This is a genomic window from Deinococcus aquaedulcis (genome assembly GCF_019693445.1).
GTDB classification, from domain to species: Bacteria; Deinococcota; Deinococci; order Deinococcales; family Deinococcaceae; genus Deinococcus; species Deinococcus aquaedulcis.
In genome coordinates this window covers 40,595-62,923 of record NZ_JAHRBL010000019.1, presented here as the reverse complement: position 1 = coordinate 62,923, position 22,329 = coordinate 40,595, and the positions used below count along the sequence as shown (strand labels likewise).

General features: G+C 67.3%; 19 protein-coding genes. 7 read left to right on the top strand and 12 right to left on the bottom strand.

Annotated features, from left to right (window positions below):
* Positions 1–298: 298 nt before the first annotated feature.
* Together KMW22_RS19685 and KMW22_RS16530 are read right to left on the bottom strand one after the other, a co-directional pair.
* The gene (locus KMW22_RS19685; RefSeq protein WP_328774736.1) at positions 299–2,776 is read right to left on the bottom strand and encodes a S8 family serine peptidase; all 2,478 of its coding nucleotides are present in this window, start codon (positions 2,774–2,776) and stop codon (positions 299–301) included.
* A 202-nt stretch (positions 2,777–2,978) separates the two neighbouring features.
* Entirely contained in the window at positions 2,979–4,004 is a 1,026-nt protein-coding gene (locus KMW22_RS16530; RefSeq protein WP_221091129.1) for an Ig-like domain-containing protein, read from the bottom strand.
* A gap of 228 nt (positions 4,005–4,232) precedes the next feature.
* Between KMW22_RS16530 and KMW22_RS16525 the strand changes: the two genes are divergently transcribed.
* Together KMW22_RS16525 and KMW22_RS16520 are read left to right on the top strand one after the other, a co-directional pair.
* Positions 4,233–4,775: a hypothetical protein gene (locus KMW22_RS16525; RefSeq protein ID WP_221091128.1), complete on the top strand. Its 543-nt coding sequence runs from the start codon at positions 4,233–4,235 to the stop codon at positions 4,773–4,775.
* A 99-nt stretch (positions 4,776–4,874) separates the two neighbouring features.
* Positions 4,875–5,900 carry an alpha/beta hydrolase family protein gene (locus tag KMW22_RS16520; RefSeq protein ID WP_221091127.1) on the top strand — a complete coding sequence of 342 codons (1,026 nt, stop codon included), beginning with the start codon at positions 4,875–4,877 and terminating at the stop codon, positions 5,898–5,900.
* 3 nt (positions 5,901–5,903) lie between these two features.
* On the opposite strand, the gene KMW22_RS16515 is transcribed toward KMW22_RS16520, so the two are convergent.
* Genes KMW22_RS16515 through KMW22_RS16490 form a run of 6 tightly spaced genes read right to left on the bottom strand, consistent with a single transcriptional unit; the run spans position 5,904 to position 9,534 of the window.
* Entirely contained in the window at positions 5,904–6,584 is a 681-nt protein-coding gene (locus KMW22_RS16515; RefSeq protein WP_221091126.1) for a hypothetical protein, read from the bottom strand.
* Between the two features lie 12 nt (positions 6,585–6,596).
* On the bottom strand, positions 6,597–7,238 hold the full coding sequence (locus KMW22_RS16510; RefSeq protein WP_221091125.1) for a hypothetical protein: 642 nt from the start codon (positions 7,236–7,238) through the stop codon (positions 6,597–6,599).
* A complete protein-coding gene (locus KMW22_RS16505) occupies positions 7,235–7,828 on the bottom strand; it encodes a hypothetical protein (protein ID WP_221091124.1) in 594 nt (197 codons plus the stop codon). Before KMW22_RS16505 ends, KMW22_RS16510 begins: the two co-directional genes overlap by 4 nt.
* Positions 7,825–8,415, bottom strand: coding sequence for a hypothetical protein (locus KMW22_RS16500; RefSeq protein WP_221091123.1), 591 nt, complete (start codon positions 8,413–8,415; stop codon positions 7,825–7,827). Before KMW22_RS16500 ends, KMW22_RS16505 begins: the two co-directional genes overlap by 4 nt.
* A complete protein-coding gene (locus KMW22_RS16495; protein WP_221091122.1) occupies positions 8,412–8,726 on the bottom strand; it encodes a PadR family transcriptional regulator in 315 nt (104 codons plus the stop codon). The genes KMW22_RS16500 and KMW22_RS16495 overlap by 4 nt, the downstream gene beginning before the upstream one ends.
* 31 nt (positions 8,727–8,757) lie before the next feature.
* On the bottom strand, positions 8,758–9,534 hold the full coding sequence (locus KMW22_RS16490) for a TatD family hydrolase (protein ID WP_221091121.1): 777 nt from the start codon (positions 9,532–9,534) through the stop codon (positions 8,758–8,760).
* 134 nt (positions 9,535–9,668) lie between these two features.
* Between KMW22_RS16490 and KMW22_RS16485 the strand changes: the two genes are divergently transcribed.
* The 3 genes from KMW22_RS16485 (at position 9,669) to KMW22_RS16475 (ending at position 12,334) form a co-directional block, all read left to right on the top strand.
* Positions 9,669–10,274, top strand: coding sequence for a hypothetical protein (locus KMW22_RS16485; RefSeq protein WP_221091120.1), 606 nt, complete (start codon positions 9,669–9,671; stop codon positions 10,272–10,274).
* Between the two features lie 11 nt (positions 10,275–10,285).
* Positions 10,286–11,179, top strand: a complete 894-nt coding sequence (locus tag KMW22_RS16480) for an LptA/OstA family protein (RefSeq protein WP_221091119.1) — start codon at positions 10,286–10,288, stop codon at positions 11,177–11,179.
* 123 nt (positions 11,180–11,302) lie between these two features.
* Positions 11,303–12,334, top strand: coding sequence for an LptA/OstA family protein (locus KMW22_RS16475; protein WP_221091118.1), 1,032 nt, complete (start codon positions 11,303–11,305; stop codon positions 12,332–12,334).
* 37 nt (positions 12,335–12,371) lie between these two features.
* Here the strand turns inward: KMW22_RS16475 and KMW22_RS16470 are convergent, their stop codons facing one another.
* Together KMW22_RS16470 and KMW22_RS16465 are read right to left on the bottom strand one after the other, a co-directional pair.
* On the bottom strand, positions 12,372–13,286 hold the full coding sequence (locus KMW22_RS16470) for an L-lactate dehydrogenase (protein WP_221091117.1): 915 nt from the start codon (positions 13,284–13,286) through the stop codon (positions 12,372–12,374).
* Entirely contained in the window at positions 13,283–13,756 is a 474-nt protein-coding gene (locus tag KMW22_RS16465) for a universal stress protein (protein ID WP_221091116.1), read from the bottom strand. Before KMW22_RS16465 ends, KMW22_RS16470 begins: the two co-directional genes overlap by 4 nt.
* A gap of 92 nt (positions 13,757–13,848) precedes the next feature.
* Here KMW22_RS16465 and KMW22_RS16460 point away from each other — a divergent pair, with 92 nt between their 5' ends.
* Positions 13,849–15,312 (top strand): MBL fold metallo-hydrolase RNA specificity domain-containing protein, encoded by a 1,464-nt coding sequence (locus tag KMW22_RS16460; protein WP_221091115.1) that lies wholly within the window; start codon positions 13,849–13,851, stop codon positions 15,310–15,312.
* Positions 15,313–15,571: 259 nt separating this feature from the next.
* On the opposite strand, the gene KMW22_RS16455 is transcribed toward KMW22_RS16460, so the two are convergent.
* On the bottom strand, positions 15,572–18,967 hold the full coding sequence (locus KMW22_RS16455; protein WP_221091114.1) for an HD domain-containing phosphohydrolase: 3,396 nt from the start codon (positions 18,965–18,967) through the stop codon (positions 15,572–15,574).
* Positions 18,968–19,236: 269 nt separating this feature from the next.
* Here KMW22_RS16455 and KMW22_RS16450 point away from each other — a divergent pair, with 269 nt between their 5' ends.
* Positions 19,237–19,737 carry a DUF3105 domain-containing protein gene (locus KMW22_RS16450; RefSeq protein ID WP_221091113.1) on the top strand — a complete coding sequence of 167 codons (501 nt, stop codon included), beginning with the start codon at positions 19,237–19,239 and terminating at the stop codon, positions 19,735–19,737.
* A gap of 108 nt (positions 19,738–19,845) precedes the next feature.
* On the opposite strand, the gene lon is transcribed toward KMW22_RS16450, so the two are convergent.
* Positions 19,846–22,281 (bottom strand): endopeptidase La, encoded by a 2,436-nt coding sequence (gene lon, locus KMW22_RS16445; RefSeq protein ID WP_221091112.1) that lies wholly within the window; start codon positions 22,279–22,281, stop codon positions 19,846–19,848.
* Positions 22,282–22,329: the final 48 nt, after the last annotated feature.

Sequence of the window (22,329 nt, the reverse complement as noted above, 5' to 3'; positions counted from 1 at the left end):
ATGGCCAGAAATGCATCTGCCAGAATGCGAACGCGCTCCCCCGGAATCTGTGACGTAGACACTCCCAGAGTCTCCCGGCTGGGAGCGCTCTCCTGCTGTTATGCAGGTGCAACTCCTGAGTAAGCCGCCAGCGAGGGATAAGCAGAGCAACCAGGAGAAAAACGCAGCCACCGTGCCTTTCTTAAGATGCTCTGGCATTAGAAGCGGACCCGATATTGTTGACGGCTTTCCCTCTATGTGAAATATCAATTAAAGAAGACCCAGGGCCGCAACTGCGGCCCTGGGTCAATAAGGCGGATTATCGAACGACAGCGAAACGCTGACTCATGTAAACCTCAGTATGGTTGGGATTGGACTCGTCGCCCAGCGCTTTCAGCACACGGAGACGGAGTTGATACACGCCATTAGGCGCAACCTTGCCGTCACTGAATTTGCCATCCCAAGTGTAAGAGTCAAACGCATCGCTATTGGCATCGGTGTAAATATTTGTGGCATTACGACCAACATACTGGTCAACGCGAATCACGTCTATTGCAGCACCGTTGCCATCCAGAAGCTCAAATGTCACACGACGAGCCTGGTGTGCGAAGTGAGCCAGAACCTGGGGCCGATCTCCGTCAGCAAACGTGTAATCTGGCAGCGCCGTTAGCGCTTCACCCTCAGCGAAGAACACTCCCTCTTTAGAGTCGAACAGCACCGGGAAATCGTAGCTGGTCCCTCCAACGGTGGCATTGCCCAGCACCTTGATACTCTGGTAATCACCTTTGAAACCAGAGTACGGCACATTCAACGTGCTGCCGTTGGCATTGCGCATGAACACGTATCCGCCGTACTGTGCCTTGTCAGGCGCACTGGCAGGTGGCGTGATCTCCACGTTCAGTTCCACCTCGCCGAAGGGCGGCACTACCACTTCAATCTCTGCTGCATTCACACTCTGTCCATTGACAGTTACAGTGGCGGCTGCCGTGTTGGGCGTAGGCGCCAGCGTGGTACCTGCAACAGTCAGGGCGGGCGTGTGCGTCACATTGTAAACCTCGCGGCGCGGCCCGGTATTTTTCAGCACAAGCACCTTACTGCGGCTGGCGAAGGTTTCGCTTTCACCCAGGCTGATCTTGCTGGGGGTCACGCTAACAGTGCTGTTATAGGCATTGACAACATCCACCATGCCCGCGCCCTGGCGCTGCACATAGTCAGGGAAGGGGAAAAGCGTACCGCTGGCGTTACGGAAATAACGCAGAGAGCTGGTGTTCATCAGGCGAGTGCGCATGTCCTTGGCCTGGATTCCGGGGTAGGCCTGTAGCATCAGGGCCGCCACACCCGCCACATGTGGCGCGGCCATACTGGTGCCGCTCAAGACCGCGTAACCTGTGGCCTCCACAGAAAGTGGGTAGGTGCTCTTAATGAGGCCCCCTGGAGCACTCAGGTCCGGCTTCAATTCCAGATCGGGCGACATCCCGTAAGAAGAGAAGCTGCTGAGCGTGTTGCCAACAGGATTATTGAACAGGCTGGTCTCGGCGTTAAATGTCGCAGTGGTGCCGTTGGCAATCAGTGCATCAATCTTCTGACCATCAGCCTGCAGAATGGACACCACTGGAATTTCGACCACTTCATTGTCGTTGGCCAGGCTGGGTGCCACGGTGGGGCTAATAAAGCCAGAGGTGTTGTTGTACAGGATGACTGCGCGGGCACCAGCACGCTGCGCGTTGAGTGTTTTCTCGCGGAAGCTACAGGTGCCGCGACGAATCAGAACGGCCTTTCCAGCGAGACTATTGGCGGCGTAAGGGCTGGCCCCGTTGACCGAACAACCGTCATTGGCGGTGGTGATGGTACTGCCCGGCGCCTTGGTAATCGGCAGGCTCAGACCGCTGGGCGCTGCCGGCGCACCTGTGGCAGGCTGATAGCCAATTTTGCTTCCGTCTGGCGTGATGGTGAAGTTGCGCAGCTCCAGCTTGATGTTGTCGACAGAGGCCACCGCCATGACGTTCTCACCGAGGCTGGGCGCGCCGGTCGCGTACTGACCACTGGTTCCGCTGTTGCCAGCTGAGACACTCACCACCATCCCACGCTTTACCAGTCGGCTGGCCGCTTTGGCTGTGGGGTACTGTGGCCACTGGAAGGCCGCGCCGATACTCATGTTCAGGATGTGCATGCCATCGTTGTATGCACGCTCCATAGCCTGCAGCATGATGTCTGCATCCGTACTGCCATCACATCCAAAGACCTTATACGCGCCGAAGCTGACTTCAGGGGCTACACCCTTAAAGCCTCTTGAAGCGTCATTGCCACCGACAATCCCAGCAACGTGTGTACCGTGACCGCCGCAGTCATCGGGATTTTCATCAGGTGCAGGCGTACGATTACCATCACTGCCGAAGGCGTCACCGACGAAGTCATACCCGGCGGTGATCCGACCAGCAAAAGCGGGATGATCCACATCAATGCCGCTGTCCATGACAGCGACCTTAATACCGCGACCAGTGAGTCCAAGTTCATTCTGGGCAAAATCAGCGCCCGTCATAGTAACGGCGCCAATCATGTCCGGGACCAGGACCGACATCAAGTCACGCTGTACCTTAGGCCGCTCAACCTCTTCGACGGGGTATACGGCCTGCACACCAGGCATCCGCGTCACCCGGTTGATTTCTCCGCTACTGGCTTCAACGCTAAAACCGTTGAACAGAGTGCTGTATGCAGCCAGCTCCTTCAGCTGAATGCCGCGTTCAGCCGCCAGGGCACGGAAGCTGGCCTGCTGAGCACCCACGCTCTGGACACTCATGACCGACGGGTCACCCTCAAGTTCTACAAACCATTTGGTGGGTGCAGAGGAGATGTGACCCATTGTGCCTGCTGGGATGCCCGCCATGGGGGCAGCGGGCTGGGTGTTCTGACCACAGGCCGCCAGGACCAGAGCCATAGTCAGGAGGGGAAACCGTTTCAGGGAATTGCTCACAGGTGTACTCCTTGAAGAAAAAATAAGCTCAGCGGCGAGTCAGAGCGACCTGATAGGTATTGGTCGCGCGGTCATCGGTGATCTGCTCATCGTTATAGATGTCGAAACTGGTGATCACCACGGTATAGGTGCCGGTTTGAGGCACGTTGAAACGAATTTCAGACTCCAGCCCAGCCCCACTGTCGTCGTCCTTCTCAAGAACCGTCTTGCCATCGGGCATCAGGATCATCACGTAGGGGTCAAGGGTGCTGTTGGGATCCACACTGGTCGACTTGACAGTCAGCTTCAGCATGTCCCCAGCCTTGGCCTCAAATTTGAAGTAATCCATATCGCGCGGCTGGGCAGCGATGGCCCCCTTGATCGGTGTTCCCAGAACCAGTGGGGTGGCGGCTGCCACACTGTCGTTGGGCTCATTGGCATCGGCAATGGCCACATTGAGGGTCGTCGTGGCCGTGGTCTTGTTGTTCATGGCGTCGTACGCCGTGGCCGTGATCGTATGGGCACCGTTGTCCGCGAAGGCATACGCCTTGACCGCAGAGAAGGGCGCCGTGGTGTCCGTGGCCACCAGCACCCCATTGTCGAAGAAGTCCACTTTGGTGACCCCAACGTTGTCGGTGGCTGCCGCCGTGAAAGTCACGACGCCCGCCTTCACCAAGGGGTTGGGGGCTGCAGTCACCGTGACGGTGGGGGCCGTCACATCAATGTTCACCGTGACGGTCGCCGTGGCTTCGGCCTGGTTTCCAGCGGCGTCTGTGGCGACAGCGCGGTAGGTGACATTGCCGTTCTGGGCGCTGGTCACATTATCTGTGGCCGTGAAAGGTGCCGTGGTGTCCGTTGAGATCAGGGTGGTTCCCTTATAGAAGGAGACAGATGCAACCCCAACATCGTCCGCAGCGGTCGCCGTGAGCGTGACCTGGCCTGCAGTCGTAACGGGGCTGGGCGCGGCGCTCAGGGCCACCGTCGGCTTGGTGACATCGGGGGCCGGGCTTGGCGTGCAGGCACTGAGCAGGGCTCCTGTTAACGCCAGGAACGCAAAGGCAGGGGATCGCTTCATAGGGTCTCCTTCACAGCTCTACTTCGTATACCCACGGGAAGTGTCGAGACAAAAATTGAGTGGGGTGAAAGACAGATGACTGCCGACAGATGTCGGCTTTGATGTTGCTGTGAGGACTTAAGATAACGTCCATATACAGCAGCAGCAAGGTGGGCTTATCACAAACTCAGTTTGCTCTCAGAGGCTTGCTTTAGCTGCTCCTCATCGCGTTGCATTAGCCTAAACCCCATGCGCGCCGCTGCTCTGCTCGTTCTGCCTCTCAGCCTGCTCACCCTCACCGCCTGCCGACCGCAGGAGGTTCGCCCGCCCGAGGCCTACGCTCTGAGCGGCTCCATCGCCGGTGATTGGGGCCAGAACCCCCGCCTGCGACTGGCCCTGGTGGGCACGGGGGTACCGGTGGCGGTCACGAACACCAGCACCATTGACCAGAACATCGTCTCAACGGGCGTGAACACCTGGGCCTTTGGCTTCGACCTGCCCACCATTCCTTCGGTGGCGGGCGTGTATCAGGTGATCGTGTTTGACGACAGCAACAACAACGCCCGCTTTGATGCCGGCGAGAGCTTTGCCCGCAACAAGCAGTGGCTGGTGTTCAGCCCGGTGGACGCCAATCTGGACTCCATCAGCATTCCCGAATTTCTGGGGGGCGCTGAGGTGCTGCCGGCCATGTCGGTCAAGCGCGGCTGGAACCTGTACGACACGGCCCAGCCTCTGGGCGGCGCCAACCCCAGCCCCTTCCTGAAGCTGAGCACCTACGTGCTGAGCCGTTAAGACCCGCCCAAGACCAACCGTTGGCCGCCGCGCAATGTGCGGCGGCCCTCTTCTTTAGCCTCTGGGCATGATTCCGCCTGCCACCCATTCGGAGCCGCCATGCGGCGCCTGATCCTGGGCGCGCTGCTGGCGCTGGGCCTGGGGGCTGGGTACGTGGCGTTGACACAGCCAGAAACGCTGGGGCAGCCGGACCGCGCGGTGCCCCCACCCCAGGGGGCAGACCCGGCAAGCCCGCCTCCCCGCACCACGCCGGATGAGGCCGCCCTGCGCGCCGCCGCTGCCGCGCAGCCCATCAGCATTCCGGCGCTGCGGGCGCTCACCTACCCCGGCAGCGCCCTCACGGTGCGGCGCACACTGGCCCCCGGCGTGAACTACACGCGGCAGGTGGTGAGCTACCAGTCCGAGGGGCTGCGGATCAATGCCCTGCTGACCGTGCCACGCGGCACCCCACCCCCGGGCGGCTGGCCGGCCATCGTGTTCAATCACGGCTACATTCCGCCGGACGAGTACCGCACCACCGAACGCTACGTGGCCTACCAGGACGCCTTTGCGCGCGCAGGCTTCGTGACCCTGAAAAGCGACTACCGGGGACACGGCGACAGCCAGGGCGAGGCCAGAGGCGGCTACACCGACCCCGGCTACACGGTGGACGTGCTGAACGCCGCTGCCAGCCTGAAAAAGGACCCACGCGTAAACAGGCGGCGCCTGGGGCTGTGGGGCCATTCGATGGGCGGGCAACTCTCGCTGCGGGCCCTGCTGGTGGACCGGGACTTCAAGGCCGCCTCATTGTGGGCAGGCGTGGTGGCGGGCTATGACCTCCTGAACACTGACTGGAACCCGCCGGGGGGCCAGCGGCGTACCCTGGATGGCCTGAGCCGCCGCTACCTGCGCCTGCTCAGCCCGAATGCCTACCTGAAGGAATTAGAGGGCCGCCCCCTGCAGCTGCACCACGGCACTGCCGACAAGGACGTGCCCTACAGCTTTCAACAAGCGCTGGCGAATGACCTGCGCGCGGCAGGCCAGCCTGTGGAGGCTTACCGCTACGAGGGCGACAACCACAACCTCAGCGGCAATCTGGGGCTGGCCCTGCGGCGCAGCGTGGCCTTTTTCAAGCGCCATCTGTAGAGGCTAGTGCGCTCCGCGCCACGCTTTGTCCAGCAGGGACAGGGCCTCGCGAGGCCGGATGAGAAAAGCGTGGAGCGTCAGGCCCAGCGCCACCAGCCCCAACACCAGAGAAGGACCCAGGAGCGCAGCAGCCACCAGCAGGCCCCCGAGGGGATGCCACAGCATGCGCCAGCAGCGGCGCAAGATGGCGGCGGACCGCTGGGGCCGCCGACTGACGGTCCACCGCTCGCCAAGCTGCACCCCCACCAGCACCAGCAGCAGCAGGCCAGCCAGTGGGCCGAAGGCGGTATGGACCGACATGGTGCTGGGCAATCCCGGCAGCCCGAACAGCAACCAGACCGAGAGCCCCAGCCACAGGGCCACCCCAGCGACCCAGCGCCCGAACGGTTCCCGGTGCAACTGGTCCGGGTCGGCCAGCAGCCTCTTTAATTCCCCGTCGCGGTCCATCCAGGCGAGGTCCGCACGCGTGAAATGGGTGTGCGCCAGCGCGGCGATCACGGTGGCGGGCTCGCCCAGTTCATGCAGGGCGGTGCGTGCAGGGTCCGGGTCGCCCAGCGCGGTCAGGTCGTCCACCGCCTGCTCATAGTGGGTGCTGAACTCGGCGCGCAGGCGCCACGCGGTGTCGCCCGGGAAAGGGGCCGTGACCTGGGTGAGCCAGTGGTCAAAAGGGGTCTGGGCCGTCATGTCCTCTCCTCCTCAGCGGGCCCCGGAGAGGGCCTTGGGCAACAGGGACCATAGGGTTCGCCAGTCGTGCCGCGCCACCAGCCAGAAGCCCACCCCAGCGCCCAGGAGGCCGGCCCAGCGCGTCGCTTCCCCATTCAGGGCGAGCACCTGAAAGGCGCCGATCACGGCGGGCACCATGCACAGGCGCAGCAGCCCCAGCAGCACGCGGGCACTGCAGGCTGGAAAGCGGCGCGGCACCCACCTCTCCAGGATGGCGGAGGCCAGGACCACCGCACCCAGGGCCCCATACAGCCCCCAGGTGATCGGCCGTTCCAGCCACAGCAGCAGGAGTGGCCACGCCAGGATGATGGCGGCACCCAGGGCCAGAGAGAACGCAGAGGTGCGCTTCAGATGGGCAAAGCGGCAGGCCAGCAGGACTTCTTCTTCGGCCCCGGTGTAGTGCTGGCGTTCCAGGGCACGCCGCCCCTCGCGCACGCTGCCCAGGTCGCGCAGCGCGGTCTCAGTGGGCGTCGGGTCGCCCTGGTCGGCCAGGGCTTCGGCGGCCTCCAGCACGTGGGCCTGCAGTTCGCCCCTCAATCGGGCGGCCGTATCGGCTGGAAAGGGCGCGGTCACGGCGGCCAGATAGTCGGTGAGGCACTGGGGCGTGTGGGTCATGCGCGCGCACCTTCCAGGGCCAGGGTGCGGCGAAGTTTCTGCGCGCTGTGCTGGGCCGCGATCAGCCCCGTAAGGAACAAACCTCCCCAAAGACACAGCGAAACACTTTCCAGGAGGCCCAGCGGAAGGTTGCTCAGCGCCGGCAGCACGATCTGAAAGAGCACGATTCCATACAAGCCCATGTTGGCCCGCATCTGTCGGCGCTGTTCTGGGCGCCAGTGGTGGGTCCAGGCCGCTGTGAGCGCCAGCAGGCCCAGCCCTGCGGCCACCCCACCCAGTGTCGGCAGATGCGGGTCACCCGTCCAGGCCCCCTGAAACAGCAGCCCCACCGCCAGCACCCCCAGCATCACAAGGCTCAGCAACCAGCCGTCCACCCGGTCACGGCCCAGTACGTCCAGTTCGGCCGCCGACACGTAGAGCCGACCCAGCGCCTTCCGGGTGGTGGCCGGCGGACCCAGCAGGGCCGTGATGTCGTCGCCCTCTCCCAGCCCGGCCTCCTGCAGGTGGGCCAGCGTTTCGGTCTGAACGCGGGTGACCACCGCCCTGGGCAGGCCCCGGGTGGCGTCGTGCAGCCACTGTTCGGGCGTCATGCGGACACCGCCGGCTGTTCTAGGGTCAGGGTGCGTCGGAGTTTCTGGGCTTTAAAGGTGATCTCGGCGCCCCAGCACAGCCACATCAGCGGAAAGCCCATGACCAACCACAGCGGAGGCTCGCCCGTCCACGCGCCCGTCGTCCACGAGACCCAGAAACTGAAGTTCACGGCCCACAAACCCAGGTTGGTCTGCAATAGAGCCCGGAGTTCAGGGCCCATTCGCCTGATACCCAGGGTGAACAGCGCCAGCAGGCTTCCCGCTATTGCCACTCCATTCAGGGGCGGGCCTACCTGATCGTTCCCGCCTGCCCAGAGCAGCAACAGCAGGGCGCCATAAGCCCCCAGGATCCAGAAGCCGACTCGCTGGCCCCTTGGTTCGCGCAAACCCTCAAAGGTCGCCACGTCCAGATAGAGGCGCGCCAGCGCTCGCCGCGCCTTCTTCGGCTTTCCCAGTAGCCCTTCGACATCTTCAGCCTCGTCCAAACCCGCGTCCTGCACATGGGCGGTGTATTCGGCGCGCATCCGCGCCTGCACGCCCGGCGTCAGGCCGGCCGTGGCTGCGGCCAACCACGCCTCCAGCCTCACGACTGCCCCCCCAGCACCGCCTGCACGGCGTTCACCTGCTGCTGCCACGCCTTGCGGCTGCGGGCCAGCACCCGGCGCCCACTCTCGGTCAGGCGGTATTCGCGGCGCAGGCGCCCCCCCACCTCGTGTTCCTCGCTTTCAATCAGGCCCTCGGCTTCCAGGGCGTGCAGGGCGGGGTACAGGGTGCCTTCGCGGGCGGTCAGCAGCCCCTCGCTGCGGCCCTTGATGGCCTGGGCGATGGCGTAGCCGTGTTCGGGCTGCCGGTCCAGCACCGCCAGGATCAGCATGCGCAGCTGCTCGCGGGTGTTCATGGCCGCAGCATACCTCTGATTTAGATGTATCTCAAGCCGAGGTATCGGGCAGGTTGTAGACCCGCCGGGCGTTGGCGTCGGTGGCGCGTTCCAGTTCGGCCGGGTCCAGGCCGCGCAGGGCCGCGATGAACTCCAGGGTGTAGCGCACGTACCCGGGGCGGTTGGGCTTGCCGCGCTTGGGGACCGGGGCCAGGAAGGGCGCGTCGGTTTCCAGCAGCAGGCGCGAAAGGGGCACCTCACGGGCCGCCGCGTGGATCTCTGGGGCGTTCTTGTAGGTGGTGTTGCCCGCAAATCCAAAGTATGTGTGCTCGCCCCGGTCCAGGCCAAAGCGCAGCAGCCCCGCGTGCCCGCTGAAACAGTGGAGGATAACCGGCACCCCCGGCCACGCGCGCAGCACGTCCATCACGCCCTGTTGGGCGCGGTCCTGCCCGGCCTTGTCGCGGGTGTGGATCACCAGCGGCTTGCCGGTACGCGCGGCGAGGTCCAGCTGCCACTCGAAGGCCGCACGCTGGGCGGTGCGCTGCGTATCGTCCCAGTAGTCGTCCAGACCACTTTCGCCGATACCTACCACGCGCGGGTGGGTGCTCAGGGCCTCCAGTTCGGCGCGTGCCTCGGGGCTGTCCTGGGCGGCGTCGGTGGGGTGCAGGCCCACGGTGGCGTAGACGTCGGGGAATTGCTCGGCCAGGGCAATGGCGTTGCGGGCGTGTTCGGGGCTGGCGCCAATGCAGACCAGGGCGGTCAGGCCCAGTTCACCGCGCGCGCTGGCGGGGTCGTCCAGGTAATCGAGGTGGGTGTGCGTGTCAATCATGCCCCGCAGGCTAAGGGCCTTGCCCCTCCCCCTCCAACTGTTCGGGACGTTACCTGACAGGGGCGACTGCCGGGGCAGCCCGTCCCATCCTGTCCCCACCACTCTCATGAGAGGGCCGCGCTAAAGTGCGGGCCGTGCAGAAAACTGGCCTCTACGCCCTGGCGGGCATCACCCTCTTTGCGCTGGTCTTTGCGTTTGTGCCCACCGGGCGCCGCGACGCGGGCACTGGCGTGACCCTCAGCGGGGTGGAGCTGCGCCTGTACCCCTCGCGCGACCCAGACGCTGTGTGGAGCTTCCGGGCCGCCAGGGTAGACAGCGATCCCCTGCAAAGCCGCACGCGCCTGACCGGCCTGTCGGGGGGCCAGCGTGTGGTCAAGGAAAAAGACGCCAGAGGCCGCTACACTGGCCGCACGACCCTGGACGCCCGGCTGACCACCCCAGACCTGACGATTGACGGCCAGGACAACATGACCACCCGTCAGGCCCGCATCACCCTGGTGCAGCAATGTGCAGATATCGATCTGACCGGAAACGAACAGACTCTGGTGCGGATTGAGGGGGGGCGGGGCTTTTATGCACCGGTGGCCAAGGTGCGCTCTCCCTTCCTCAACGGCGATTACCAGAAGCTACAGATGGGCTTTGATTTCAACATTGAAGACGTGGACAACAACAACTCTGTCACTTATTCCGACCTCGACACCACCGAGCGCTGCGTCAACGGCCAGCGCGTGAAAGCCTGAAAGGAGTTTCCATGAAAAAGACTGCCTCCCTCCTGACCCTGCTGGCCGTGACTGCCCCTGTGCTGGCCCAGAGCGGCGACGCCGCCAAGCGCCTGATCACCATTCAGGGCGGCCCGCGCGGCGACGTGCGCAATGGGCCTTTGACGTTTACCGGCACCCCCGTGAAGGCCAAAGTCAGCACCCTGAACATCGAAGCCTCGCAGGCTGTGATGGCCGCGCCCAAAGGCATTCCGCTGATTGAAGCCAAGGGCAAGCGCACCGCCACCTTTACCGGCAACGTGAAGGTGACCCGTGGCCGCCTGACCGCCACCGGCAACGGCCTGAACTACGACGAGAGCACCGGCCAGGGCGTGCTGGACGGCAACGCCAGCGCCACCTTCGTGCCGGAAAAGAAGGAAGACGGCGACACCGTGACCATCAAGGCGCCCAAGATGAGCCTGGATGTGGACAACAACGTGTCCACCAGTACCGGCGGCGTGACGCTCTCCACCGGCAGCCAGAGCGGCAAGGCCGACAAGCTGGTGTTTGACGAGGACCGCGAGGTGGCCCAGCTGACCGGCACCCCCAGCCTGACCCGCGCGGCCAGGGGCAACCAGAAGGAACTGGTGATCACCGGCCAGGAAGTGCGCGCGCTGACCAAAAGCAAGACCCTGTATGTGCGCGGCGGCGTGAAACTGGTGCAGGGCACCACCACCACCACCGGCGACGCCGTGTACTACGACGACAAGAAGAACGTGGCCTACGTGGTGGGCAACGCGGTGAGCGTGGACAGCAAGAGCAAGGCCACCGTGAAGGCCCCCGCCAGCGGTTACCTGGAGCAGCGCACCGACCTTGCCCGCGTGCGCGCGCTGAACTCGGCGTACAAGATTCCCACCGAGCAGTTCAAGCTGACTGGCGAGAAGTAACTTCAGCCGCTCCCCTGCCCTCCCGGCTCCTGCGCGCCGGGGGGGGTTTTTGCGGTCTGGCCGTGACCAGAAGGCGGCGCCGACACGCAAAGTCTCATGCAGGGAGCCGCTAGACTGCGCGCAATGAGCAAAGCGGGCTGGACATGGACAGGGCGGGCCACGCTGGCCCTGCTGCTGGGGCTGGGGGCAGGCATGGTGTGGGCGCAGCAGGCGCCGGGCACGCCGCCGCCCGCCACCCAGTCCAACCCACAAGTGCCCCCGGAAGACTTGGCGCCGCAGGAGGCAGGGGCGGAACAGTCCAGCCTCGAACTGGTCCGGCGCAGTGAAAAGGACGGCAAGGAGCGCCGCATCCTGATTGTCAAAACCGGGACCCGGGACGACACCGGGGTCTTCGCCCTGTGCACACCCACAGAGGACGAGCCCGAGAATGCCCCCACGCTGGCGGTTTTCAGTGAGACCGATACCGGTGGCGTTCGGCTGACCATTGACAAGAACGTCATTCAGGTGCCCCTGGCCCTGGTCACGCAATTGCCGCCCAAAGGGGACCAGGAAGGCAGCGACGGCCGGGTGGAAGCCAGCGCCGGCACCGCCCGCTTTCTGGACGAAGCCCCGCCCGACAAGACCGACCGCCTGAGCCGCTGCGGCGTGGAGACCAGCCCCAAACCCGCTCCCAACACTGTGCTGGTGACCCAGGGCCGCACCGAACTGAAAGGCCAGAAACTGGTGTACGACAGCACCGACGGCATTGCCCGTATTGACGGGCCCATCACCTTTCAGCGCCGCAGCGACAAGGACGCCCTGAGTGGCCAGAGCGAACGCATAGAGGTCAGCGTGGACGAGGAAAAGACCACGCTGGTGGGCAACGTGGTGCTGAACTCTGAAGGTGGGCGCATCAGCAAGGCCGCGCGGGTGGAATACGACGATACGCGTAACGTGGCCCGCCTGTACGGCACCCCAGAGCAGCCCGCCGAGAGCGTCAAGGGCCAGGACGTGCTGCGCGCCGGCACCATCCTGTACGACTTGGACCGCAACGAGGTGCGCGCCGTGAAGGCCGAGGGCGGCACCATCACGGGCGAGTTTGTGGACGCCGAACCGGCCCCAGGGACGGCCGCGCCCACCCCGGCCCCGGTCACTCCGCCCGGCACCGGCCGTTAGGAGCCCCCCCGGCCCCCGTTTTGGGCCGGGCTCTCCCCTACCCTTCCAGGGACGCCCCTGCCTCGCGCAGAATGTCGGCGCTGCGCTCCAGGGCGGCGCGTTCTTCTTCGGTCAGGGCGGGCACAATCGTGTCCAGCACGCCGGCACGGCCCAGCACGCGCGGCAGGCTGAGGCTGGTACCGAATTCAGGGGTGGGCGCGCTAACGGTCAGCACGGCGCGGCGGTCATCCAGAATGCGCTCGGCAATGCGGGCCAGCGCCGCGCCGATGCCGTAGTAGGTGGCGCGCTTGCCCGCAATGATCTGCCCAGCGGCGCCGCGCGTGTCCTGTTCAATCTGCGTGCGGATCTCCGGGGTCCAGGGCAGGCCGCGCGCCGCCATGAAGTCGGCCACGGGCAGCCCGGCCACGGTGGCGGTGCTCCAGGCCACCACGGCGCTGTCGCCGTGTTCGCCCAGCACGTAGCCGTGGACGTGGGTGGGGTCCACGCCCGCGCGCTCGGCCACCAGATACCGGAACCGGGCGCTGTCGAGCACCGTGCCCGAGCCGATCACCGGCTGCCCGGGGGCCAGTTCGGCGCTCAGACCAGTCAGCACGTCCACCGGGTTGGTGGCGATCAGCAGCGTGGCCTCCGGCGCGGCGCGCGTTACCTGTGGAATCAGGTCGCGGAAGATGGCCGCGTTTTTCTGCAGCAGGTCCAGGCGGGATTCGCCGGACTTCTGGTTGGCCCCGGCCGCCACGATCACCACCGCGCTGCCCTGCAGGTCGCTGGGCGCGCCGCTGGTGACCCGGGCGCCGTGGCTGACGGGCGCGGCGTGGGCCACGTCCTGCGCCTCGGCGCGGGCACGGTCCTCGTCCACATCGGTCAGCACCAGTTCGCTGCACGACCCGCGCAGGGTCAGGGCGTAGGCGGCGGTGGCGCCCACCAGCCCGGCCCCCACAATGCCCACCTTCACGCCGCGCCCCCGCGCACGGTCAGCACTGGTACGGCGCTGCGCCCCACGATTTTCTCGGCGGTGCTGCCCAGGAAAAAGTGCTCCAGCGCGCTCTGGGCGTGGGTGCCCACCACGATCAGGTCCGCGCCCCAGCGCCGGGCGCTGTCCAGCAGGCCCGTGACCGGGTCGCCCACCAGCACCGCCAGTTCCTCGCCGTCTTGCACCAGGGCCTGCAGGCGCTGGGCATCGGCGGCTTCCATGGTGTGCAGCAGGGCTGGGTCGGTCAGGGAAGGGGTCACGCCGCCCATCAGGTCTGGGGCGGCCGTCACGCGGGCGTCGGTGACGTGCACCAGCAGGCGCTGGGCGGCCGGAAAATGGCTGCGGGCCAGCCGCAGGGCCGCCTGAGAGGACGCCGAGAAATCCACGCCCACCAGAATCCGCCCAAAGCCGTCTGGGGCGCCGGGCACGGAGCTGCCGGAATGCTGGGTCATGCCTCAGACCGTACCCAATCCCGCCGCGCGGCGCCAGGAGGGTAAAGGGCAGGTAAAGCGTGCCGCACGGCCCCGCGCCCCTACACTGCCCTATGAACCTTCAGAGCTTCGGGGCGGCGCAAACGGTCACGGGCAGCATGCACCTGCTCACGCTGGGCGGGCGGCAGCTGCTGATTGACTGCGGGCTGTTCCAGGGCGGCGACGAGATGGAAGCGCGCAACCGCGAGGATTTTCCCTTTGACGTGGCCGGGCTGGACGCGGTGATCCTGACCCACGCCCACCTGGACCACGTGGGCCGCCTGCCGCTGCTGGTGCAGCGCGGCTACCGGGGCCCGGTGTACTGCACCGCCCCCACCGCCGCGCTGGCCGAAACGGTGCTGCTGGACAGCGCCCGCCTGCAGGTGGACGGCTACCGCCATGACCTGCGCCGCGCCCGGCGCCAGGGCCATGCCGACGACACCGTGCTTCCGCCGCTGTACGAGGAAGCGGACGTGCACCGCGCGCTGGCCCTGCTGCGCCCCAGCCTGGACTTTGGCGACACCCAGCGGATTGCGGGCGTGCGCGTGACCCCGGAGCGCGCCGGGCACATTCTGGGCAGCGCCTACCTGCTGCTGGAGAGCAGCGAGGGCCGCCTGATCATGAGCGGCGACCTGGGCAACCGCGAAAGTGGTCTGCAGCTGGACTTCACTCCGCCCCCCCAGGCCGACGCCGTGGTGATTGAATCCACCTACGCCAACCGCACCCACCGCGCGTGGCCGGACACCCTGGCCGAATTCAGCGCGGCCCTGCGCGACAGCGTGCGCCAGGGCGGCAAGATCCTGATTCCCAGCTTTGCCATTGAGCGCACCCAGACCATCCTGCACACCCTGAAGACCCTGATGGACGCGGGCGAGGTGCCGCGCATGCCGGTGTTTCTGGATTCTCCAATGGCGGCGCGCGCCACCCACGAGTATTTCGAGTTCGGCGATGAACTGATCCCCGAGGTGCGTGACGCCCTGCAGGCCGGCGAGGACCCCTTCCGGCCGAACACCCTGCACGTGGTGAACACCAGCGCCGAATCCCAGCGCATCAACCGCTACGACGGTCCGGCGATCATTCTGGCGGGCAACGGCATGATGACGGGCGGACGCATTCAGCACCACCTCAAACACCACCTCTGGAAGCCCGGGACCAGCCTGATCATCGTGTCCTACCAGTCGCCGGGCAGTCTGGGCGGGCGGATCGTGGCGGGCGCCGACACGGTGCGGATCATGGGCGAGGAGGTGGCGGTGCGCGCGCAGGTGCACACCATCGGCGGCTTTTCCGCCCACGCCGACCAGGACGACCTGCTGGCCTTCCTACAGAGCGCGGGCCAGCCGCATGTGTGGCTGGTGCACGGCGAAGACGAGGTGATGGCGGCCTTCCTGCCCGTGCTGGCGGCCCAGGGCCTGAAGGGTGACATTGTGCCTGACCGCCAGCCGGTGGACCTGCTGGGCCCCGGCTTTCCGAACGGCACCCCCCCGGGGTTCGCGGCACAGCCCGACACCGGCCGCGACGTGGTGGCCGGAGGCGAGTAGACCGGGAGACCCCAGAGCCACCCCGAGTGGAGACTTCCAATGTCTCGGAGGCAAACAAAGTGGGGGTTGTGAGAGACAGCGACGCGGGCGGAGCCGGCTTCCGGCCCCAGGGTGCAACGGGCTGCCCCTGTCCGGCCCCTGATGACTTCCCAATACCTCTAGCTTGCTTCATCGGGGCAGACGGGTGATTTTGCTTGACCTCCCCGCCGCGCCGCTTGCCCTCTTCCCCGAGGCCACACACCTCCACTTCCTCCTCCCGCTAATCCGCTGGGGTTTCCTGAAGCCCGGCCAGGGGGTCAGGCTGGGCGCGCAGCAGCTCGATAAACACAGCCACGATCACCGGATCAAACTGGTGGCCGGCCTGGGCCTGCAACTCCAGGATGGCCGTTTCGGGCGGCCACGCGGCCTTGTACACCCGGTGGCTCGTCAGGGCGTCGTAGGTGTCCACCACGCTGAACACCCGGGCCACCAGCGGAATGGCGGCGCCTACAAGGCCGTCGGGGTAGCCGCGCCCATCCCAGCGCTCGTGGTGGTGGCGAATCACGGCGCGCGCCAGCGGGTGCAGGGTGGCGATGCTGCGCGTCAGCTCATAGCCCACGGCGGCGTGGCTCTGCATGGTGGCCCACTCGGCGGCGTCCAGGGGTCCGGCCTTGAGCAGAATGCGGTCAGGCACGGCCAGTTTGCCTATGTCGTGCAGGTAGGCGCCCTGGCGCAGGCCCTCCAGTTCCTCGGTGCCCAGGCCCACAGCCGCGCCCAGGGCCAGCGCCTGCTGCACCACCCGGCGGGTGTGCCCGGCAGTCTCGAAATCCCGCAGTTCCAGGGCCAGCCCCAGGGTCAGCAGGGCGCCTTCCTGGGTGGCCTCCAGCGCCGCCAAGTGCGCGCGGCGTTCCAGGGCCTGCCCGATCAGCTCGGCGGCGCGGTCCAGCAGGGGGCGGGCGGCCTGGGGCAGGGGCCGTGCCGGGCGCCACAGCAGGGCCACCTGCCCCACCACCAGCCCGTCTTGCTGCACAGGCGCGGTCATCTGGCCGTCCGGGGCCAGCGCCTGGGGGGCGCCCAGCGCCGCCAGCACGGTGGGCGGGGCGTGGCCATCGGTGACCACCGGCTGACCGTCCAGATCCACAAAGGCGGCCACCTCGGCACCCAGGAAGCTGCGGCATTCGGCCAGAATGCGCCGCGCCACCTGCGCCGGGTCGGTGAGGGTGGCCGTCAGGTGCGACAGGTCGCTGAGCTTCTGAAACTCCTCGGCGCGGCGCCGCAGGGCCTCGACGCCTTCCAGGCGTTCCAGGGTCGTGGTGCCAATGGCCGCAATGCCGCCCAGCAGCTGCGCGTCCAGCTCACTGAAGGGCGGGTGCGGGCGGCTGACCACCAGGGCCGCCAGAGGCTCGCCGTTGGCCCGCCACAGCGGCGCGGCCATCACGGCGGGCACTGGTCCCTGGGGCGCGGGGTTCGGGGCCGCCGCGTTTGAGGCTGGGTCCTCCGGAGGCGGCCAGCGCACCACGGTGCGGGTGGCCAGGGCCTGCTGGGCCAGGGCCTCATCCTGGGGCCGGGCCAGCGGGGGCTGGTTCTGGACCGGGCACCACAGCGTGGCCTCGGCGGTGCCCAGCAGCGCCGCCGCCTGCTGCGCCAGCACCCCCTGTGCCTGCGCCGAGTGGGTCACCTCGCGCAGGGCCGCCGTCACGCTCAGCAGGCCTTCCAGTTCGCGGCGCCGGGCGGCCTCCTGGGCTTGCCGCCGCTGTGCGGCCAGCAGGGCGGCGATCTGGGTGGCAAACGCCTCGGCAATATCGGCGCTGCGGGCCGAAAACGCCGCCGGGTTCTGCAGGTTGTCCAGATTCAGGTAAGCCACCACCTCGCCCCCCTGCACCACCGGCACGCAGACGTTGGCCTGAATATGGGTCAGTTCGCCGTGGGCTTCAAAGGCAGGCCGGGCGCGGGTCCATTCCTCGTTGGCCGCCGCCGCCCGCAGGCGCTGGCTGATCTCGTGGCGGGCCAGCACCCGCGCGCGGCTGACCTGGGGGGCACTGGCCGCGCCGTACCACACGTGCGCGGCGGCGGCCGGCTGGCGCACCCCCACCAGCGCGCTGGAAAAGCCCACCTGCGCCTGCAGCACGAAGCTGTCCCCCTCGCGCAGCGATAGCGACCCGCTTTCGGCCCCGGGCACAGCCGCCACGGCAGCTTCCAGCAGTGGCGCCCACACGTTCTGCTCCGGGCGGGTGTCGTGGGCCAGCAGTGCCAGGGTGGCGCGCAGCGCGCCAAAGGTCACCTCGCCCGCCAGTTCCAGCGCCCGGTCGTCGGGCGGGGCGCCGGTGAGGTTGCCCAGGCCCTGATCGGCACGGCGCGCGGCCTTTTCGTGCAGCATGCGCTGATCGGCCAGCCGGGCCAGGGTGCTGGGGGTGGTGGCCTCGGCGGGGGCGCGGGCCAGCCCTGCGGCGCAGCTCAGCTCGGCAAAGCCCTGGGCCTGCACGGCGCGCTCGGCGGCGCGCACGCACTCGCGCAGGGAGCCCGGCGCCGGGCCGGGCTGCAGCAGGGCGAACTCGTCGCCGCCCAGCCGGTACACGGTGGCCGCCGCGCAGTGCGCCTGCAGCGCCGTGCCCAGCGCCCGCAGCAGCGTGTCGCCCGCCGCGTGGCCGTGCACATCGTTCCAGGCCTTGAAGGCGTTCACGTCCAGCAGCAGCAGCGAGACCCCGTCTCCCGGGGCCAGCTGGGCCAGGTAGGCTTCCAGATCAGCGTCAAAGGCCCGGCGGTTGCGCAGGCCCGTGACCGGGTCTTCCAGCGCCAGCCGCGCCAGGGTCTGGGTGTGCAGGTCTGCCTGGGGCGACAGGGCGGCGCTCACGTCCTGAATCGCCTGGACCCGGCGCCGCCGGTCGGTGATGTCGCGGGCCAGCCCCGCCACGCCCTTCACCACGCCGCCCTCCACTGCACGGCCACCCTCCACCACCGGCAGCGTGGTGAGCTGGTAGATGTGGTGCCCATCTGCCCGCTGCACCTCCCGCTCGGTGACCTCGGGGACGCGGGTGGCCATCACGCGCTGTTCCAGGGCCCGCAGTTCGGCGCTGGCCTGCGGGCCAAACAGCGCCTCGTCGGTCTGGCCCAGCAGGCGCGCCGGGGCCAGCCCCAGCAGGGCGCTGGCGGCCGGGTTGACCCACAGATAGCGCCCGGCGCGGTCCTTGACATACGCCGCGTCCGAGGTGTGCTCGCCCACCGCCTGCAGCGCGGCTTCGGGCGGCGCCGGCGGCGCACGGCCCAGTTCATTCACCAAGAGGGTGCCCAGATCGGCCAGCGCCGCCTGGGTGTCCTCGTCCAGGGCCGGGCCCGGGGTGGGGGCTGCGCCGTACAGCACCGCCAGAGGCTGGCCGTCGTCGTGGCGCAGCAGCAGGCCCACAAAAAAGCGCGTCTCGTCTGTATCCGCAGCCAGCAGCGCCCGTGGTGGGTGCAGGGCCGGGCCCGGATACACCACGGGCCCCTGCGCCGGGCTTAGCCACGTTTGCAGGCACAGCCAGTCCAGCAGGGTGCGCGGCGCGGCGCCGGCCGCGTCGGCGCGCGGGGCCCAGAGCGTGGCGGCCGGCACCCCCAGCAGCCGCGCACCCAGCTTCAGCAGCCGGGACACGGCGGCCTCGGCCTGGGGCGGCAGCTTGAACACGCTGGGTTCGTGCGACATGGGCCTCCAGAAAACAGTGTGCGGCGCGGGCTGCTGGGGGGTGGGGCCCACTGCCTAGTCCCAACCGGCTGGGCGGGGCCACCCCGCCAGAGAAGGGAGGGGGCTGCAGCGGCGGACCAGCCTTCAGCCGTGGGGTGCTGCCAGAGTATGTGAAAACGCGGCCGTTGTGGGGCAGTGCCCGGCGCGCCCCCCCAGCGGGCGGGCCCAGGCGGCGGGGGCGCCCATCCCTGCCCCTCCCCTCATGCCCAGCCGCTAAGCTGTGGGGGCCCATGACACGCCTGTTCCTTCTGGCTCCCCTCGCCCTTCTGGCCCTCACCGCCTGCGGTTCCAAGACCATCGAAGGCGTGCAGACCTTCAAGTACGACGGCGGCGACCACCGCACCGGCTCGCTGGTCTACGCCGAAACCCCCCCGGCAGGCGGCGCCCACAACGCCAGCTGGCAGAACTGCGGCGTCTATGACCGCCCGCTGTACAACGAATACGCGGTGCACAGCCTGGAGCACGGCGCCGTGTGGATCACCTACCGCCCCGACCTGGAAAGCGCCCAGGTGGACCAGCTGAAAAAACTGGTGGAGGGCCGCTCGTATACCCTGCTCAGCCCCTACGAGGGCCTGGACAAGCCGGTGGCCGCCAGCGCCTGGGGCGCCCAGCTGAAGGTGGACAAGGCCGACGACAGCCGCCTGAAGGCCTTCCTCGACAAATACGAGCAGGGCGCCACCGCGCCGGAACGCGGCGCCTCGTGCAGTGGGGCATACGGCGAAACGCAGTGAGGCTGTGGGCTCTGGGCCATGAGCCATGGGGCAACCCCCAGAGCCCACGGCTCAGAGTCAGACAGGAAAGCCCCCCGGCATTGCACCGGGGGGCTTTCTCTCGCTCGCTTACGCGCCGGGTTGCGTGGCGCCTTTGCTCATGGGGACGGGCATGTTGGGCTCGTCGGTTTCGGGCTTGGGCAGCAGCAGCAGGTCCAGGACCTGGCCCACGCGCTCAAAGGTGTGAATGCGCAGGTCGCCGCGAATGCTCTCGGGCACCTCCTGCAGGTGAGGCTCGTTGTCCTTGGGAATGATGACCTCGCGGATGCCGCCCTGGTGCGCGGCCAGCAGCTTTTCCTTCACGCCGCCGATGGGCAGCACGCGCCCGCGCAGGCTGATCTCGCCGGTCATGGCCACGTCCAGGCGCACCGGGCGGCCGGTCACGGCGCTGATCACGGCGGTGGCAATGGTGATCCCCGCGCTGGGGCCGTCCTTGGGCGTGGCACCGTCGGGGAAGTGCACGTGCAGGTCCAGGTTCTTGTGGAACTCGGGGTCGGCGCCGTACAGGTGGGCGTTGGCGCGCAGGTAGGCCACGGCTGCCGCCACACTTTCCTTCATCACGTCGCCCAGGCTGCCGGTCATGTTGATCTTGCCGGTGCCGGGGGTCGCCAGGGCTTCCACCAGCAGCATGGTGCCGCCCACGCTGGTCCAGGCCAGCCCCTGGGCCACGCCCACCTGGGGCTCTTTTTCCATCTTGTCGGGGCGGTGCATGGGCACGCCCAGGTAATCGGGAATCTGCGCGGCGTCCAGCACCTTCACACCGTCCCAGGGCTTCTCCAGCAGTTCACGGGCTGCCTTGCGCGCCAGCTTGCTGATCTGCCGGTCCAGGTTGCGCACGCCGCTTTCGGCGGTGTACTCCTCGACAATGCGGTTCAGGGCGGCGTCGGTGATTTCGAGCTTGCCGGTCAGGCCGTGCGACTTGATCTGCCGGGGCACACGGTAGCGCTTGGCAATTTCCACCTTCTCAGGCTGGGTATAGCCCGGAATCTGGATGATTTCCATGCGGTCCAGCAGCGGCCGGGGGATGGTCTGCAGGCTGTTGGCCGTCGTGATGAACATCACCTGCGACAGGTCGTAGGCCACTTCCAGGTAGTGATCCTGGAAGGTGTGGTTCTGCTCGGGGTCCAGCACTTCCAGCATGGCGCTGCTGGGGTCGCCGCGCCAGTCGCTGCTCATCTTGTCGATTTCGTCGAGCAGGATGACCGGGTTGGTCACGCCGGCGTTCTTCATCGCCTGGATGATGCGGCCGGGCATGGAACCGATGTAGGTGCGGCGGTGGCCACGGATCTCGGCCTCGTCGCGCACGCCACCCAGCGCCATCCGCACGAACTTGCGGTTCAGGCTGCGCGCAATGCTCTTGCCGAGCGAGGTCTTGCCCACGCCGGGAGGGCCCACGAGCACCAGGATGGGCGCACGCAGTTCGGCGTCGTCAATTCGCTCCTCAGCGCTGCGCTCCTTGCGCTGCTCCTCGGTCTCGCCGGGCTTGTGGGTCAGCTGCCGCACCGCCAGGAATTCCAGGATGCGGTCCTTCACGTCGCCCAGGGCGTAGTGGTCGGCATCCAGAATTTCGCGCGTGCGGTTGATGTCGAGGATTTCCTCGTCGCGCTTGTTCCAGGGCACATCCACCAGCCAGTCGATATAGTTGCGCACGACCGTGCTTTCGGGGCTGCCGCCGGGGGTGCGCTCCAGACGCTGCAGTTCCTTCAGCGCCTTTTCCTTCACGCTGTCGGGCATGCCGGCCGCTTCAATCTTCTCGCGCAGGGCCTCGACCTCGGCGGGGCCGTCCTCGCCGCCGCCCAGTTCCTTGCCAATGGCCTTCATCTGCTCGCGCAGGTAGTACTCGCGCTGGTTGGCGTCCATCTGCTCCTTGACGCGCCCGGCGATCTTCTTGTCCATGTTGAAGCGCTCGGTGTCGCGCGAGAGCAGCTTCAGCACGCCCTCCAGGCGGGGGCGCAGCTCCACGGCGTTCAGGATCTCCTGCTTCTCTTCCGGGGTCCAGGTGGCGTGGTGCGTGACCTGATCGCTCAGCGCGCCCGCGTCGGTCAGGGCCTTGATGCCTTCCAGCTGGTAGTTGTCCAGGCGCAGGTTCTTGTTCTGGCGCTGGTACTCCTCGAACGCGGCCTTGACCTCACCGGCCAGCACGGCGACTTCGCGGCTGCCATCGGCGGCGGTGGGGCGGGTTTCGGCGCGCACGCGCATGTAGCTCGACGGCACCTCGTCCAGCACGGCGGCGCGCTCCTGGGCCTCCACCAGCACCTGATAGGTGTTGTCGGGCATGCGCACCACCTGCTTGATCACGGCCAGCACGCCCATGTCGTGCAGTTCGGCGCGGGTGGGATCATCGGTGCGCGCGTCACGCTGGGTCAGCAGCAGCACCCGGCGGTCACTGGCCTGGGCCTCGTCCACGGCCCGCTTGCTTTTGGGGCGCCCCACGTCCACGTTCATGGTGACGCCGGGCAGGATCACTATGTTTCTCAGGGCGACGACGGGTAGTTCCCAGATCATGCTTGCTCCTTGGGTCGCGCAGCGCGCGTGAATGGATCAGTGTATCGC

Coding starts and splice junctions, on each gene's coding strand:
- KMW22_RS16475 (WP_221091118.1), top strand. CDS start 11,303: ATGAGCAAAGCGGGCTGGACATGGACAGGGCGGGCCACGCTGGCCCTG.
- KMW22_RS16465 (WP_221091116.1), bottom strand. CDS start 13,756: ATGACCCAGCATTCCGGCAGCTCCGTGCCCGGCGCCCCAGACGGCTTT.
- KMW22_RS16450 (WP_221091113.1), top strand. CDS start 19,237: ATGACACGCCTGTTCCTTCTGGCTCCCCTCGCCCTTCTGGCCCTCACC.
- KMW22_RS16455 (WP_221091114.1), bottom strand. CDS start 18,967: ATGTCGCACGAACCCAGCGTGTTCAAGCTGCCGCCCCAGGCCGAGGCC.
- KMW22_RS16505 (WP_221091124.1), bottom strand. CDS start 7,828: ATGACGCCCGAACAGTGGCTGCACGACGCCACCCGGGGCCTGCCCAGG.
- KMW22_RS16460 (WP_221091115.1), top strand. CDS start 13,849: ATGAACCTTCAGAGCTTCGGGGCGGCGCAAACGGTCACGGGCAGCATG.
- KMW22_RS16495 (WP_221091122.1), bottom strand. CDS start 8,726: ATGAACACCCGCGAGCAGCTGCGCATGCTGATCCTGGCGGTGCTGGAC.
- KMW22_RS16520 (WP_221091127.1), top strand. CDS start 4,875: ATGCGGCGCCTGATCCTGGGCGCGCTGCTGGCGCTGGGCCTGGGGGCT.
- KMW22_RS16525 (WP_221091128.1), top strand. CDS start 4,233: ATGCGCGCCGCTGCTCTGCTCGTTCTGCCTCTCAGCCTGCTCACCCTC.
- KMW22_RS16510 (WP_221091125.1), bottom strand. CDS start 7,238: ATGACCCACACGCCCCAGTGCCTCACCGACTATCTGGCCGCCGTGACC.
- KMW22_RS16530 (WP_221091129.1), bottom strand. CDS start 4,004: ATGAAGCGATCCCCTGCCTTTGCGTTCCTGGCGTTAACAGGAGCCCTG.
- KMW22_RS16490 (WP_221091121.1), bottom strand. CDS start 9,534: ATGATTGACACGCACACCCACCTCGATTACCTGGACGACCCCGCCAGC.
- lon (WP_221091112.1), bottom strand. CDS start 22,281: ATGATCTGGGAACTACCCGTCGTCGCCCTGAGAAACATAGTGATCCTG.
- KMW22_RS16480 (WP_221091119.1), top strand. CDS start 10,286: ATGAAAAAGACTGCCTCCCTCCTGACCCTGCTGGCCGTGACTGCCCCT.
- KMW22_RS19685 (WP_328774736.1), bottom strand. CDS start 2,776: ATGAGTGTCCAGAGCGTGGGTGCTCAGCAGGCCAGCTTCCGTGCCCTG.
- KMW22_RS16515 (WP_221091126.1), bottom strand. CDS start 6,584: ATGACGGCCCAGACCCCTTTTGACCACTGGCTCACCCAGGTCACGGCC.